Genomic DNA, 15,395 nt, shown 5'->3' with positions numbered 1-15,395 from the left:
CAGCATGAAAAAACGCATGGCAATTATGATTTCCGCTTTAATAGTTGTTTTTGGTGGATTAATTGCTTTTAACTTATTCAAAAGCATTATGATGAAGCGTTTTTTTGCAAGCTATGAAGCGCCGGCAGTGACCGTATCCAGTGTAACAGCGATTCAAAAAAGCTGGGAACCTCACCTGCCCGCAGTCGGTAATTTTGTTGCGATCAATGGGGTCGATGTGAATTCCCAAGCTGCAGGAAACGTGGTCAAAATTCATTTTGAATCAGGTCAATACGTTGAAAAAGATCAGCTATTAATTGATATTGATGACACTGTGGATCAGGCTACATTAAAGTTTAATCAGGCACAGCTTGCTCTCAGGGATATCAGTTATAAAAGACAGGCTGACCTTTTCAAGCGTGGAGCTACCCCAATATCCAACGTGGATGAAGCGAAGGCCAGTCTTGAACAGGCACAGGCAAATGTTGAAAAAACCCAGGCAGAAATCTATCAGAAACACATACGCTCTCCCTTCTCAGGTCAGTTAGGAATTCGACAGGTTAATCTGGGACAGTATATAAGTCCCGGACAGACAGCAATCGTTAGCCTGCAATCCCTGGATCCTTTATATCTTGAATTTTATTTACCTGAGCAGCTTCTGAAAAAACTGCATCTCAATCAACAAATTCAGTTCACTATTGAATCCTATCCCAACATGGTTTTTGAAGGAAAAATCAGCGCATTAAACTCCAAAGTCGATACGAATACACACAATATTCTTGTGCAGGCGACGCTGCCTAACTGCCCTTTGGAAGCACTGAAAGCACCCGAGCAATCTACGCTGGTTAAAGCAGCAAAGCAGGAAGGCAGCTCAAAAATAACGGTGTCCTGTAACAGTGAGCTTAATGCGAAGAATCACGTAAGCCAATTCGCGTTTATTCCCGGAATGTTCAGCGCCATTTCGGTCGAACAACCTGCTATTCCGAATGTGGTTGTTCTGCCATCCACAGCCATTTCCTACAGTCTATATGGCAACTCGGTTTTTATCATTGAGAAAGATAAAGAAGGAAAAAAAGATCAGGACGGCAATGATCTGTTATATGTCAAACGGGTTTTTGTCAGTACTGGCGAACAGGAAGGCAATTTAACCGTCATTACTAAAGGCGTTGAGGCAGGACAGCAGGTTGTCAGCTCTGGAGAATTGAAACTACAGAATGGAACACGAGTGATAATCAACAATAGTATCCCCATGAACACCGTGAATAATCCCGACAGCTTAGGGCAGTAGAGGATATGCCGGACTGTTGTCCGGCATTGTACATTACAGGATTTTTTTATGAATTTTACTGATCTGTTTATCAAGCGGCCCGTGCTGGCTACTGTGGTGAGTTTATTGATTTTTCTATTCGGGCTGAACTCGATTAGCACCATGCAAATTCGCCAATATCCGCGGATGGATAATACCATCATTACAGTCACTACAGCCTATCCCGGGGCTGATGCTAATCTGATTGCCGGATTTATAACCACTCCACTTGAGGCAGCTGTAGCCAGCGCCGAAGGGATCGATTATATGACATCGACCAGTACTCAGGGTTTGAGCACAATTACTCTCAATATTAAACTGAACTTTAATCCGCAGGTCGCTTTTACTGATGTGATGAGTAAAGTCCAGCAAACCTTAAATCAGCTGCCTCCGGAATCGCAGCAGCCAGTAATCATAAAAAGCTCCGATACCTCTACTCCCCTGATGTATATCAGTCTCGACAGCGATTCGATGACGCCCCAGCAAATTACGGATTACGCGGTTCGTGTGGTTCAACCACAGTTACAGACAGTAGACGGAGTGGCGCAGGCTCAGATTCTGGGGGGAGCTACTTATTCAATGCGTATCTTTCTCGATCCGATAAAAATGGCTGCTTTGAATGTCTCCCCATCCGAGGTTTCCAGTGTACTGGCCAAGAATAACTTTCTTACAGCGGCTGGCAGCACTAAAGGAGAATACGTCGCAGTCAATATGACCGCGAAAACGGATTTGAATGATGCCCAGGAATTCGGCCGATTGATTATTCGCAGCGATAGAAACTCGATTATTCGATTGAAGGACGTGGGTGAGGTGATTCTGGGCTCCCAGGACTACAATACCACAGTCACTTTTAACGGTAAAAAAGCGGTTTTTCTTGCGATTACACCGACGCCCACCGCAAATCCCCTAACGGTCATTAAAGATGCCCGCAAGCTGTTTCCCGGAATCGTGCGAGACTTCCCTCCCTCTTTGACCGGAACAATTGTTTATGACGCGACCGATTTTATCCGTGCATCAATCAAAGAAGTAATATTAACAATTGCGGAAGCAGCTCTCATTGTGGTGGTAGTGATTTTCCTGTTCCTTGGTTCCCTGCGATCCGTGATCATTCCGGTAATCACTATTCCGCTGTCACTGGTCGGTGTTTGTACGCTGATGCTGTTCCTGGGATATTCAGTTAACCTGTTAACCTTGCTTGCCTTTGTACTCGCGATTGGTCTGGTTGTGGATGACGCCATTGTGGTTGTGGAAAATGTTCACCGCCATATTGAAGAAGGCTTAACTCCCTTCCAGGCGGCATTAACAGGTGCTCGTGAAATCGCCGTCCCGGTCATCGCGATGACGATTACCCTGGCTGCCGTCTATGCTCCAATTGGTTTTATGGGCGGATTAACAGGCGCTCTTTTCAAAGAGTTTGCCTTTACACTGGCCTGTGCGGTAATTATTTCAGGGATTATTGCGCTGACACTGACACCTATGATGTGCTCCAGGTTACTCACTGCGGAAATGAGCAGCGGCCGTTTTGTCCAATTCCTTGATAAACGTTTTCATAATTTAAAAATACGCTATCAGCGTATGCTGCACAGTTTACTGGACACACGAGCCATTATGCTGGTGTTTGCAGCCGTCGTTTTGCTGATGCTTCCCTATTTATATAACAGCATCCCCACCGAGACCGCTCCTGAAGAAGATCAGGGCTTTTTTATTGTTGTACCTACCGCCCCCCAATATGCCACGATTAATTACATCGAAACATTTACCAAAGCATTCGATGAAATTTATAAAACCTTTCCTGAAACAGCTCATTTTTTTAATTTGAATTCGGTGTCAACGCAATCAATTTCCGGCATGGTTTTAAAACCCTGGGATGAGCGCAAACGAACTGAGTTTGAAATGAAAGAGCCCTTGCAGGCCAAGCTTGATCAGGTAGCAGGTTTAAAAGCGTTTGCGGTGATTCCCCCTCCATTACCTGGTGGTGGTTCCGGAACACCAGTCCAGTTTGTGATTAAGACGACTAATGATTTCCAAACCTTATTCGAAGTATCCAATCAGCTGATTGCCAAGGCGCAGGCCAGCGGCTTATTTATCTATCTGGATAACAGCCTTAAATTTAACCAGCCTGAAATCGAGTTTGAAATTAACCGCTCAAAAGCCTCTGATCTGGGTCTGGATATGCAGGCGGTTGGCAGCAGCCTGACCAGCGCCCTCTCCGGCAATTATGTCAATTATTTCAATCTGCAGGGCCGAAGTTATGAAGTTATACCCCAGCTCGATCGCCGTTATCGCCTGACCACAGAGCAACTGGGATGGATTTATGTAAAAACAGCTAGCGGAACAATGGTTCCCTTATCCACTGTGGTCACACCAAAGGCCAAAACGCAGCCTAATGCAGTTTCACATTTCCAGCAATTAAACTCAGCCACTATCCAGGCGGTCATGATGCCTGGAACCACCCTGGGGGAAGCCTTGAACTTTTTGGAGGCAGAGGCAAAAAATACTTTACCAAAAGGATATACTTACGACTTTGGCGGGCAGTCAAGGCAATTTATACAGGAAGGAAACGCCTTAATCTTTGCATTTTTTATGGCGATTATTGTGATTTTTCTGGTGCTGTCTGCCCAGTATGAAAGTTTTCGCGATCCGTTAATCGTTCTTATCAGCGTACCCATGTCCATTTGCGGAGCATTGATTCCACTGAGCTTTGGAGCGGCCAGTATTAATATTTATACACAGGTTGGATTAATTACCCTGATTGGCTTAATCAGTAAACACGGAATTTTAATCGTTGACTTTGCCAACCAGCTTCAAAAGGAAAGAGGACTTGATCGTCGCCAGGCTGTAGAGGAAGCCGCAGGCATTCGATTAAGACCAATTCTTATGACCACAGCTGCAATGGTCTTCGGCGTTATTCCCTTATTAATGGCTACAGGAGCTGGAGCAGTAAGCCGCTTCGATATTGGTCTTGTAATTGCCGCAGGACTGCTGGTAGGAACTGGCTTCACCTTGTTTGTAGTACCCACAATGTATTCCTACATTGCAGAAGATCATCGCGAACAGAAAAACCCTGATGCACTTAGTCCATAAGACTATCCTGAATGCCGGGCTGTAAAGCCCGGCAATCTGGCTCAGCTCAACTCCATCAACATCAGTAATCACCTATAATATAAAGATTTTACGCTGCGAGATTAAAAAATCTTGTGCTAAAATTGCAGCTTTCATCATTACAGGCTAGACAATGGATAAGACGTATTCACCTAAAGCAATTGAACAAGCGTGTTATGACAATTGGGAATATCATAACTTTTTCAAACCGCATGGTGAAGGAAAACCATACTGCATTATGTTGCCCCCTCCAAATGTGACTGGCAGCCTGCATATGGGGCATGGTTTTCAACACACGCTAATGGATGCATTAACCCGCTACCATCGCATGCTGGGTGAGCGTACGCTTTGGCAACCCGGAACCGATCATGCCGGAATCTCGACTCAGTTGGTCGTAGAACGTCAGTTAGAAAAGAAAGGCTTAGTCCGAAAAGACATGACCCGCGATGAGTTTTTAGAGCATGTATGGGCATGGAAAGAAGAATCGGGTAACAATATCACCCGACAAATGCGGCGAATTGGTTCTTCTGTTGACTGGTCGCGTGAGCGATTCACAATGGATGACGGGTTATCTGCTGCTGTACAAAAAGTGTTTGTACAGCTCTATGACGAAGGTCTTATTTATCGAGGAACCCGCCTGGTTAACTGGGATCCCAAGCTGGGAACCGCAGTATCTGATCTCGAAGTGCTTTCTGAAGAAGAAGATGGCCAGATGTGGCATATACGCTACCCATTGGCAAACTCTGAAGATAGCCTGGTAATTGCCACCACTCGTCCTGAAACCATGCTCGGTGATGTGGCGGTTGCAGTTCATCCTGAAGATGAACGCTACAAGCATTTTATTGGAAAAATGATAAGCCTCCCCCTGTGCGATCGTGAAATTCCAGTTATTGCCGATGATTATGTGGATATGGAGTTCGGCAGCGGTTGTGTAAAAATTACCCCAGCTCATGACTTTAACGATCATGAAATTGGTAAACGCCATAAGCTTGAATCAATTAATATCCTCACTAAAAAAGCGACCATTAATAAAAATGCTCCGGTCAAATACCAGGGTATGGACCGCTTTATTGCCCGTGAGCAGATTTTGAAAGATCTGACCGATGCTGGCTTGCTGGTTAAAGCTGAGCCGCACCGTTTGAAAGTGCCTCGTGGCGAAAAGTCAGGTGTCATTATCGAGCCTTTGCTGACTGATCAATGGTATGTGAAAACAAAACCCCTGGCTGAACCTGCTATTGAAGCGGTCAAGCGCGGGGATATCCAGTTCGTTCCTGAGAACTGGAATAAAACCTATTTTCAGTGGATGGAAAATATCGAGGACTGGTGTATCAGTCGTCAATTATGGTGGGGACACCGAATTCCGGCCTGGTATGATAATCAGGGACATGTTTATGTCGGCTACAGTGAAAACGATGTTCGTTTCAAGTATAAACTGGATGATTCTATTCCTTTAAAACAGGATGAAGACGTTCTGGACACCTGGTTTTCCTCAGCCCTGTGGCCCTTTTCGACTTTGGGTTGGCCCGAGAAAACGCCTGAATTGGAAACATTTTACCCCACATCTGTCCTGCTGACCGGTTTTGACATTATTTTCTTCTGGGTAGCCCGCATGATTATGATGGGGCTTAAATTCACTGGCAAAGTGCCTTTCAAGCATATCGTTATCACCGGCTTGATTCGTGACAGTGAAGGCCAGAAAATGTCGAAATCCAAGGGAAATGTGCTTGATCCTATCGATATCATCGATGGAATCGATATTGAGTCTCTGGTTGATAAACGTACAGACAGTCTCATGCTGGGTTCAGCCCGAGATAAAATTATTAAGGCAACCCGCAAGGAATTTCCTGAGGGTATACCCGCATATGGCACTGATGCCCTTCGCTTTACCTTCTGTTCGCTGGCATCCACCGGCCGGAATGTTCGCTTCGATTTGGGGCGTGTGGAAGGCTATCGGAATTTCTGTAATAAACTATGGAATGCAGCACGCTATGTTCTTTTAAACACCGAAGAAGAACGTGCTGATTTGGGAGACGGCGCATTCCAGTACAGTCCTGCGGATCAATGGATCATATCGAGACTCCAACAAACAATTGCTCTCTGTCATCAATATTTCAACAACTTCCGTTTTGATTTACTGGCAAATACCCTGTATGACTTTATCTGGCACGAATATTGTGACTGGTATCTGGAGTTATCCAAGCCTATTCTTTACGCTGAGCAAGCATTAGGAGCAATGAAACGCGGTACTCGCAGGACTTTACTGAATGTTCTTGATCAGATCCTTAAGCTTTTACATCCAATCATGCCTTTTATTACTGAGGAAATCTGGCAAAGAACTAATAATCTCACTAGCTTAAACGGCGAAAGCATCATGCTTTGCCCTTATCCAAAGGTTATTGAAGAATTCATCAATGAAGACCTGGAAAAAGAAGTGATATGGCTTAAAGAAGTGATCCAATCCCTGCGAACCATTCGCAGCGAAATGGCAATTTCGCCTGCCAAACTGATCCCCCTACAGGTTAAAAACGCTTCTCCAGCGGTAAGAGAGCTACTGAAAAAATATCATGCCATTCTAATTGCGCTTTGCAAGCTGACTCACGTTCATTTTATCGAAGCTAATGAACCTGTTCCACCATCCGCCTCTGCAATTGTGGGCGAAGCCGAGTTTTTGATTCCTATGGCAGGTTTGATTGACAAGCAAGCGGAGTTGCTGCGACTCGATCGAGAGTTGTCAAAATTGAACAAGGATATTTCACTGGCCGAAGGCAAGTTGAATAATCCGAAGTTTACTGATAAAGCACCGGCGGATATTATTGCCAAGGAAAAGGAAAAATTATCGCAGGCCCTTCTGACGAAGGAAAAGTTACTGTCGCATAAGAAAACCGTGGAGGATTTGGAGTAGCCAGCAATGGTAGGTGGGGCGCTTCGCCCGGCGTTGGATTTTCATCAAAATCAAACAGATGAGATGGTATTATTCCAAAGAAGGATGGAACCTCTATTGATAAAGTTACTGCATGCTTGAATATGCAACGAAAAAGAAATGTCGGGCGAAGCGCCCGACCTACGATTTCAGGTATAGATTCGCTTCAAGGATAATAAATGTCTCGCATAGTTTTTGGTGTTATTTTAGCGGCTATTCTTCTGACGGCCGCTTATCAATGGAATTCAAAGCATATGGCGAATAGTACTGCTCAGGAAAGCTATTTATATCCTGCTATCAAACCCTTTCATGAAGACTATCTTGCTACTGGCGGCCTGCATAAACTATGGTATGCCGAGTATGGCAATCCCAATGGGAAGCCCGTTATAGTATTACACGGGGGGCCTGGTGCCGGATGCGGTGAAAATGACATGCGTTATTTCGATCCCGCTTACTGGCGTATTATTTTGCTGGATCAGCGAGGCGCCAAACGCTCAAGACCTTTTGGAGAAATGCGTGAAAATACCACCCAGGACTTAATCGCAGATCTTGAGCGCTTACGAACTCACCTGAATATTAATCAATGGCTGGTATTTGGCGGCTCCTGGGGCAGTGCACTGGCGCTGGCTTATGGCGAAGCGCATCCTGATAAGGTAACAGGTTTTGTCTTGCGGGGGATTTTTCTCGCGCGTCAGCGTGAAAGTGAACAATTATTGTATGGAATGCGTGATACTTTTCCTGATGCCTGGCAGGAGTTTAATGATTTCATCCCCAGGGACCAACAACATAATTTAGGAAATGCCTATTACCAGCTGGTGATGGATTCTGATGCCAGTGTCGCTTTACCAGCGGCGAAAGCACTGATGAAATATGATTTGATTTGTTCGTTTATCAAGCTGGGTAAAAAGCAATTAGATGCGTTTCTAAGCGATGATCAACTTGTGCTAGGGATTGCCAGAACCTTCATTTATTATAACGAACATCATTTTTTCCTGGAAGAGAATCAGCTCCTGGATAACATCGACAAAATCAATCATTTACCCCTGATTATCGTACATGGACGCTATGACACGGTCACCCGGGCACGCACCGCATTTGAATTGCATCAGGCCTGGCCGAACTCTCAATTGATTTTTGCTGACAGCTCAGGCCACTCGGCTATGGAAATTAATGTAACCAGGGAGTTGATTAAAGCAACTGAGGCGATGAAAAAGCGCTCCTCATGACTATAACTAACCTATCGTCTTTGCGAACAAAGTGAAGCAATCCAAATCGAATCTTAATGGATGCTTCGCTAAGGCTCGCAAAGACGGTTTTGGTGTACTTATCTTCATCTATTAACAACGCCGATTTGCTCACGGATGATTGGGAGATCCTCACCCTACAATAAAGTACAAGCTGCATTCGCACAGTGGTATTCTATTTCAGCTGGCTGCATTCTGCCCTGCGGTATCTGGGGTGCTGCACCAAAAAAACCAATCACCGTATCAGCAAATGATTTCCCATCCATCAGGCTACATTTAAAATCCTCGGCAGAAACAAAATAACTATCAGACTTTGCAGCTTCAGGTTTATACCAAAAACCAGCGAAGTTTCCAGGGGAAAAGATCTCATTTATCCTGGACTTACCAGCCCAGAACTCATTGGATAAACCACATCTGCGTGGATTAATATCATGATCACGATAGATAACATCTTCAGTGACGGCTTGCTGCAGATCTTCAGGAAGATTAAACTGCAAAAGTATCGCGGGCTTATTGAGATATTTAAACGTGTCAGTGGATGTATAAAACTCGCCACCGCCTCGATTTTTATGGATGGTCAATGCGAATCGATACAAAATCTCCTTATTCTCACCATTGACAAGACTGTCGATGGAATACGTATTTAATACCTCGCGTTTGCGGTCCCATAATTGTAAATCAGCTTCGATTAAATCATATACTACCGTTTTCACTTTCACACTCCTTGTTAAAGCTAATACGATTAATACTTCCTGTTCACTTCCCAATGCACTTATCGAAACTACTTTCTATTGAACTTTCCCCCGCATATCAATTTCCCAGACATCTATTACAACATCATTCTCAATAATATAAAAATAATCATGCAGATTGATAGTGGGGTCGCAATGTGGAACAATTAATTCCAGAACCTCGCCATTTTTCGGCAGCGGCGCATTGCCTGAAGAAGAAACACGACCATGCTCATCACCGAAACCTGCCCAGTCGTATTCCAAATTTGAGCGATTGATGATGACAGGTTTGCAGCGATCGACATACAGGGCTTTAGTACCCGCATCAACAGTCACATGCGAGTTTTGATTACTGCTGATAACTGTGGTGAGCAGAGTCATCGCCGGCAAAAAACGGTTGCCAGCAGAGGAGCCGATTTCACTATACTGAACATCCATGACTGTATAAGACCCCGGTTGAATCTCTGTGACCTCAGAAGCCTGGCAATCAATGTCGAAAGTGCCAGTTCCCGTACCGGTCAAAATCTGACAAGGCAATCCCGCTTTTCTAAATTGATGAACCAGTTCACTAGCCATTTCCATGACCGCCAGCGACTTGTTTTTACGTTCCTCATAAACTGCTATATGTTGTAAATTTCCCGCGTAACATTGGATTCCAGCTAAGCGCAGCCAAGGCATTCGTTGTACAAACTGACCTAATGACAAAGCATCACTGGCATTCACTCCCGTTCGACCAATGCCGGAATTGATATCAATCAGAACTGATAACACTTTACCGCAGGTTTGAGCAGCCGCATTGAGTTGCTCGATATTCTCTTTATTATCCACCACAATGCGCAAATCAGAGCAAAGCTGATGGCATTCCATTAAGCACTGAATCTTATGCCTGGTAACCACCGGCGATGTAATCAGAATATTAGAAAGACCTTTAGATGCGAGCACCAGGGCTTCACTCACCTTGGCCACGCAAACACCAATAGCGCCATAGTCCATTTGCATCTGTGCCAGCGAAGACGATTTATGTGTTTTACAATGTGGTCTTAAATGAATGCCCTGTTGTATACAATGGTCACGCATCGTCAAGAGATTAAACTTAAGCTTTTGCTTATCGATAAGCAAGCACGGGGTATCCAGCTGAAATTTGTTCAAACCCAGGAGCGTCGAGTTATCCATAGTTAATCACTTTTTTCCGAGCGGCAAACCCGGCGTTCAATCCATAAAGCCAACAGGATTGTCGAGATAACTCCCAAGGCGACACCATAATTATGCCAGTCGTCGCCCACCACTTTTAAGGCATCCGGGGAGTGTAATAAAGAGAATGGCACCGCCAGCAATACATCGACAATGGCCGAACCTGCTACAAGTCCGCAGGCCAGAAGAATTCCGATTTGTTTACGTTCTTTCTTTTCTTCCTCATTTATCTTTCTGCGCTTTAAGGACCATTGAACCAGCATGTAAATCAGGCCGCCTAAAAACAGAGGAAATGAAGAAGCAATAGGAAGGTACATCCCGATAGCTATACCCAGAATTGATAGTCGAATTATGCGATGAATTTTAAACAATTTGTCAATAATGATAATCGCCACAATGATGGCAGAACCTATTAGCATCATCGCCCAGGGCAACGTATTTCTGAAAACTGCTTCAGTAATGGCAGCCATTAATGCGGCAGTCGGTGCGGGTAAGGATTGTGCCGGGTCCATTCCTTCATGGGGCATTACACCGGCAATTCCATATACATCAAACAACAGCTGCATTACAGGAGGGATAACTAACGCGGAAACGATAACGCCTAAAAGCAACATCACCTGCTGGCGCCATGGGGTTGCGCCAACCAGCTGGCCCACTTTCAAATCCTGAGTGTTATCATTGGCAATCGCGGCAATACCCGTCACAATGGAGCCGATAATGATAGTTATCGCTTCCGCCGCTTTAATCTGATCCTCGGTAAAAGGCAAGGGCAGCATTTTATTAATAAATGTCAATAATACCCAGGCAGCAAATAACATTCCGGCAATCACAACAGAGCTTCCGGGACTGGCAGTTACACCTACCATACCTGAAAAATAACCAGTCATTACCGAAAATAAAAATCCAACGATGAGAACGTATAAAACCGCTGCGAATGCCAGACCGGGAGCCGAATCCTCTGAAAACCCGACTGCTTCAGTAGGAAAAATATACTGAAAAAAGAAAAACAGGATGCCCGACATCAGCATGATCCCGATTAATAAAAACGGCAAGGGAATATCGCGATCCGTTCGGGGAAGGAAGTTATCCTTACGGTTCTTGGTGACAAAGGCATCAAAGGAAACAGCAATACTTTTGGCCAATGGCTTAATAAGCTTCAGGAAAGTCCATACACCGGCGAAAAGCATAGCACCAATTCCCAAATAGCGCATTTCGCTATCCCAGAGAAAAGCCGCTGCCTGCTCAACCGGATATTGGTGTAGAAACTCGGGATAAAATCGACTCACAATTGGCAGAGCAATTAACCAGGATACCACCGAGCCGATAAAAATACTGATAGCCATTTCAAAGCCGACCAGATATCCGGCACCAATCATAGTAGCAGAAAATCCGGCACCGAAACCAAAAAGGGAACGTCTGGCAACAAACCAGACACTCCAACTGCTGGCAATCAGTTTAAAGCCAACCTGCAATAATTCAATTAAGCCGCCAATAGCCCCGCCTAAAAAGATATCGCGGATACCGGAGCTTCTCGAAGATTTTAACACCTCGGCAATTGCCCGACCTTCCGGGAATTTCAAAACCGGTTCATTAACCAGTACCCGGCGTAAGGGGATTGAAAAAAGTACTCCCAAAATACCGCCGCAGGCTGCAATCATGAAGTTATTAATGTAATCAAAATGATGCCAGTAATGGATAATAACTAATGCGGGAATGGTGTATACGATACCTCCTGCAACCGCCTCACCTGCCGAAGCAGCCGTCTGCACCGCATTATTTTCGAGAATGGTCGCATTTTTAAAAAATCGTAAAATACCCATTGAAATTATAGCGGCAGGAATGGATGCCGAGGTCAATATCCCCAGCTTCAATGCCAGATAGGCATTGGACATGGCCAGTAATACAGTCAGTAATACCGCCAGCAAAATACTGCGGAGTGTTAACTCAGCTATATAGGGCTCTTTTATTTCTTTCACAACAGACTTGGTCATGCATTACCCCAGGCAGCCTTGGCAATTTCCGGTTTAATCCAGGACTTAAGCATTGAAAAGGGAATCAGGACTTTTTGCGGTCCATAGACATAGGCTGCAACCTGATAGGTATCAAACACGATCATTACTCCAGACCTGGTGAAATACCAGCTTTTATAATTTTCAGCTGTAGGTTTCGTTCCTTCATTAATCCAGTTTTCATCTGCCTTTCCTTGCTTGACGAAATGATCATGACAGAATTTTGCGATTTGATTGAGTGCGTCACTCTCCGGTTTAAACAGTGAATCCAGACTAATCTCTTGCCCATTAAAAAAGTTGAATGTCTTGATGCTTTGGGAAGGATGAGCTGCTCCTCTCATATTGCTTGAGACATTAAATAAAAGACTCAGAATACTGGCATTGGAAAACTTGGTTTGATAATTAATGTATAATCCATTTTTGCCAGGGATATCGGCAGATAAATTATCCTGTTTGTTTATCTCTAAAATGGCTTCCTTTTGCTTACTAATAAAATCCTGAACAGGTTTGTTTATTGTGTTGCTGGCATAGCCCTGAGGGTAGTTAATATCCAAAACCAGCTTTTCATCTTCCTGCTTGATGGTGACTGTTTTTATCGATGCCAGTGCGTTAAAAACGCCGCCAGTCATTAGAGTTAATAACATCAGTATTTGTACTATTTTTTTCATAACGACTCCTCTACTGCTTTAACCATTTTCCGCCAATCATTGTGCTGTGAGGAAGAGGGTAAGCAAAATAATAACACAGGGAAGCACTCTCTTTTACTGACCAGCGGACAAGGTCCGCGGCAAAACCAGCGGCAAGTATGCCAGTTTCCTGATGAATACCCAAGGCTTTTGCTGCATTTACTGTAACGGCTTTGAGTACTTCCGGAATGCTTAAGGAAAAGAAACGGCAAGCCATACTCATCATGAGCAATAAAGACGTTGTTGGTGATGAGCCTGGATTACAATCCGTTGCAATAGCAATATCCACCCCATGCTGACGCAGAAGCTCTACCGGCGGCTTTCTTTTCTCTGCAAGGAAATAATAAGCACCCGGCAACAGAACTGCGACAGTACCGTTTTCGCCTAAAGCTCTTGCCCCCTCCTCCTCCAGATATTCCAGATGATCGCAGGATAAAGCCTTCATGCTCGCGGCCAGTCTGCTTGCACCCAGGTTGGAAAGCTGTTCAGCATGGCATCTGAGCGGAATCTTATAGTGGTGCGCAGCATTGAATATTTGCTCTGTTTGAGCAAGATTAAAACCAATTGATTCACAAAATACATCGACCGCATCAGCCAACCCCTGGTCGGCCACAGCAGGCAGTACCTCTGCACATAAATAATCCACATAAGCCTGTGCATTGTGTTTATATTCGACAGGCACTGCATGCGCACCCAGAAAGCTGGTTTTAATCCGCATTCCGCTGAAAGTCTGCAGCTGCCTTGCCGCTTTCAGCATTTTAATTTCATTGTCCAGATCAAGGCCATAGCCCGATTTGATTTCAACGCTGGTAACGCCTTCTGAGCGCAAGGCAAGCAGGCGAGGCAAGGACTGTTCAATCAGTTCGTCCAACGTGGCCTTTCTAGTCTGCATCACCGTGGAGACAATGCCTCCGCCTTCTCTGGCAATATCCTCATAACTGGCACCTTCGAGTTTTCGCTGAAACTCTCTGGAGCGATCGCCGGCATATACAAGATGCGTATGGCAATCAATAAGACCGGGAGTAATCAGCTGCCCCTGACAATCCTCAATCAAGGCATCGATGCGCTGAAATTCCACAGGAAGCAGTTCATCTTTTCCACACCAGGCAATTTTATCCTGCAAAATAACAATTGACTGTCCGCCCTTTTCCGATCCATCCGAATCCAGGGTCAAAGCATTTTTTAAAATGGTGAGACTCATATTATTCCCAGTGAGGTACGACATGAGGAGATTTTAACCAGGCAGAGTGATGACTTGTGTCATAAATATCCCACTCCTGCGCAATATATTCCTCTTTAGGAACATTGATTAGCAGCCATGTCAAAAACAGAGCCACTGTAGAGGGCTCAAGCAGTCGCTGTTCAGCCTTCAGGGATTTAAAAAAACTTTGCTTTTCATTTTCCATGTGACTGGCTTCACGAATAATTTCCTGCATAGGCGTGTCAATAATACCCGGCATTACACTGGCAAAAGCAACCCCTTTCTCTTCCAATTGCCAGCAGCGCGTCAGCATCGCCAATGCTGCTTTAGATACGCAATAGCCTGCCCATCCGGCAACTGGAAAATAGGCGGCGCCTGAACCGATATGCAGTACTCGCCCCTGGATCAATTTATGATGGAGTAATTGAGATAAAAAAAGTGGTGCATTTAAATTAGTCTTAATAAAGCGGTTCCAGTCAACTTCACTGACAGTTTGAACTGGCTGAATCGGTGTAATCACTCCAGCATTGTGTACCAGACCTTCCAGATTGCCCTTGGTCTCTAAATGATCCGCGAGACGCTGACGATCCCGGGCCTTGGAGACATCACATTGAAAAAATGAAATTCGCTCTGACAGGCTGGCTGTTGATTCAAGCACATCGATTCGCCGCCCCACAATCAGGACTTCTTTTTGTCGTTCAGTCAGTGCAATAGCCAAGGCACGTCCAATACCAGTGCCGCCTCCGGTAATTAAAAACATAGTTATCCTTACTGCCAGGCCGCTACTATTCAGGGATTGACAAATTAAACCGCAGCAGCCTCTGTCAATTTTAAATAGAGGAAATGATAACAGGTCTCTGGTTTTGTTAATACTATCTTGGCAGTTTGAAAGCATTAATTTTATTCAGGATCATCTGCGCTGGTTGCGTAAATTCATGAATTGTAAGATAGTAATCTAACCTGTTGATTAAACGTCTGTTGATATTGAAAAGATGGATTAATTGAAATCAGATCGAACAATTAATG

At 44.6% G+C, this 15,395-nt stretch carries 10 protein-coding genes; 4 read left to right on the top strand and 6 right to left on the bottom strand.

Annotated elements, in window-relative coordinates:
• Nucleotides 1-4 precede the first annotated feature (4 nt).
• From LXA66_RS04890 to pip, 4 genes are all read left to right on the top strand, one after another.
• Nucleotides 5-1,267 (top strand): efflux RND transporter periplasmic adaptor subunit, encoded by a 1,263-nt coding sequence (locus LXA66_RS04890; protein WP_233012256.1) that lies wholly within the window; start codon nucleotides 5-7, stop codon nucleotides 1,265-1,267.
• Nucleotides 1,268-1,315: 48 nt separating this feature from the next.
• A complete protein-coding gene (locus LXA66_RS04885) occupies nucleotides 1,316-4,369 on the top strand; it encodes an efflux RND transporter permease subunit (protein ID WP_233012255.1) in 3,054 nt (1,017 codons plus the stop codon).
• Between the two features lie 151 nt (nucleotides 4,370-4,520).
• Nucleotides 4,521-7,289 (top strand): valine--tRNA ligase, encoded by a 2,769-nt coding sequence (locus LXA66_RS04880; protein ID WP_233012254.1) that lies wholly within the window; start codon nucleotides 4,521-4,523, stop codon nucleotides 7,287-7,289.
• A gap of 197 nt (nucleotides 7,290-7,486) precedes the next feature.
• Nucleotides 7,487-8,533 (top strand): prolyl aminopeptidase, encoded by a 1,047-nt coding sequence (gene pip / locus LXA66_RS04875; protein WP_233012253.1) that lies wholly within the window; start codon nucleotides 7,487-7,489, stop codon nucleotides 8,531-8,533.
• A gap of 155 nt (nucleotides 8,534-8,688) precedes the next feature.
• Here pip and LXA66_RS04870 read toward each other — a convergent pair whose 3' ends face one another.
• The 6 genes from LXA66_RS04870 to LXA66_RS04845 all read right to left on the bottom strand — a co-directional run bounded on the left by LXA66_RS04870 (nucleotide 8,689) and on the right by LXA66_RS04845 (nucleotide 15,129).
• A complete protein-coding gene (locus LXA66_RS04870) occupies nucleotides 8,689-9,264 on the bottom strand; it encodes a hypothetical protein (protein WP_233012252.1) in 576 nt (191 codons plus the stop codon).
• Nucleotides 9,265-9,339: 75 nt separating this feature from the next.
• Entirely contained in the window at nucleotides 9,340-10,455 is a 1,116-nt protein-coding gene (locus LXA66_RS04865; RefSeq protein WP_233012251.1) for a DSD1 family PLP-dependent enzyme, read from the bottom strand.
• A 2-nt stretch (nucleotides 10,456-10,457) separates the two neighbouring features.
• On the bottom strand, nucleotides 10,458-12,464 hold the full coding sequence (locus LXA66_RS04860; RefSeq protein WP_233012250.1) for an OPT family oligopeptide transporter: 2,007 nt from the start codon (nucleotides 12,462-12,464) through the stop codon (nucleotides 10,458-10,460).
• Complete coding sequence (locus tag LXA66_RS04855; protein ID WP_233012249.1) at nucleotides 12,461-13,150, bottom strand: DUF3298 and DUF4163 domain-containing protein; 690 nt, start codon at nucleotides 13,148-13,150, stop codon at nucleotides 12,461-12,463. The genes LXA66_RS04860 and LXA66_RS04855 overlap by 4 nt, the downstream gene beginning before the upstream one ends.
• 10 nt (nucleotides 13,151-13,160) lie before the next feature.
• Entirely contained in the window at nucleotides 13,161-14,369 is a 1,209-nt protein-coding gene (gene hutI, locus LXA66_RS04850; RefSeq protein ID WP_233012248.1) for an imidazolonepropionase, read from the bottom strand.
• A 1-nt stretch (nucleotide 14,370) separates the two neighbouring features.
• Nucleotides 14,371-15,129 carry an SDR family NAD(P)-dependent oxidoreductase gene (locus tag LXA66_RS04845; RefSeq protein WP_233012247.1) on the bottom strand — a complete coding sequence of 253 codons (759 nt, stop codon included), beginning with the start codon at nucleotides 15,127-15,129 and terminating at the stop codon, nucleotides 14,371-14,373.
• Between the last annotated feature and the right edge of the window lie 266 nt (nucleotides 15,130-15,395).

It is taken from the genome of Legionella sp. 16cNR16C (genome assembly GCF_021297775.1).
Taxonomy (GTDB): Bacteria; Pseudomonadota; Gammaproteobacteria; order Legionellales; family Legionellaceae; genus Legionella_C; species Legionella_C quinlivanii_A.
The sequence above is the reverse complement of the archived record's forward strand: the minus strand, read 5'-3'. Positions and strand labels throughout refer to the sequence as shown.

What these genes read in the sequence shown, in the direction of transcription:
- LXA66_RS04890 (WP_233012256.1), top strand. Translation starts at nt 5, where the DNA reads ATGAAAAAACGCATGGCAATTATGATTTCCGCTTTAATAGTTGTTTTT.
- LXA66_RS04885 (WP_233012255.1), top strand. Translation starts at nt 1,316, where the DNA reads ATGAATTTTACTGATCTGTTTATCAAGCGGCCCGTGCTGGCTACTGTG.
- LXA66_RS04880 (WP_233012254.1), top strand. Translation starts at nt 4,521, where the DNA reads ATGGATAAGACGTATTCACCTAAAGCAATTGAACAAGCGTGTTATGAC.
- pip (WP_233012253.1), top strand. Translation starts at nt 7,487, where the DNA reads ATGTCTCGCATAGTTTTTGGTGTTATTTTAGCGGCTATTCTTCTGACG.
- LXA66_RS04865 (WP_233012251.1), bottom strand. Translation starts at nt 10,455, where the DNA reads ATGGATAACTCGACGCTCCTGGGTTTGAACAAATTTCAGCTGGATACC.
- LXA66_RS04860 (WP_233012250.1), bottom strand. Translation starts at nt 12,464, where the DNA reads ATGACCAAGTCTGTTGTGAAAGAAATAAAAGAGCCCTATATAGCTGAG.
- LXA66_RS04855 (WP_233012249.1), bottom strand. Translation starts at nt 13,150, where the DNA reads ATGAAAAAAATAGTACAAATACTGATGTTATTAACTCTAATGACTGGC.
- hutI (WP_233012248.1), bottom strand. Translation starts at nt 14,369, where the DNA reads ATGAGTCTCACCATTTTAAAAAATGCTTTGACCCTGGATTCGGATGGA.
- LXA66_RS04845 (WP_233012247.1), bottom strand. Translation starts at nt 15,129, where the DNA reads ATGTTTTTAATTACCGGAGGCGGCACTGGTATTGGACGTGCCTTGGCT.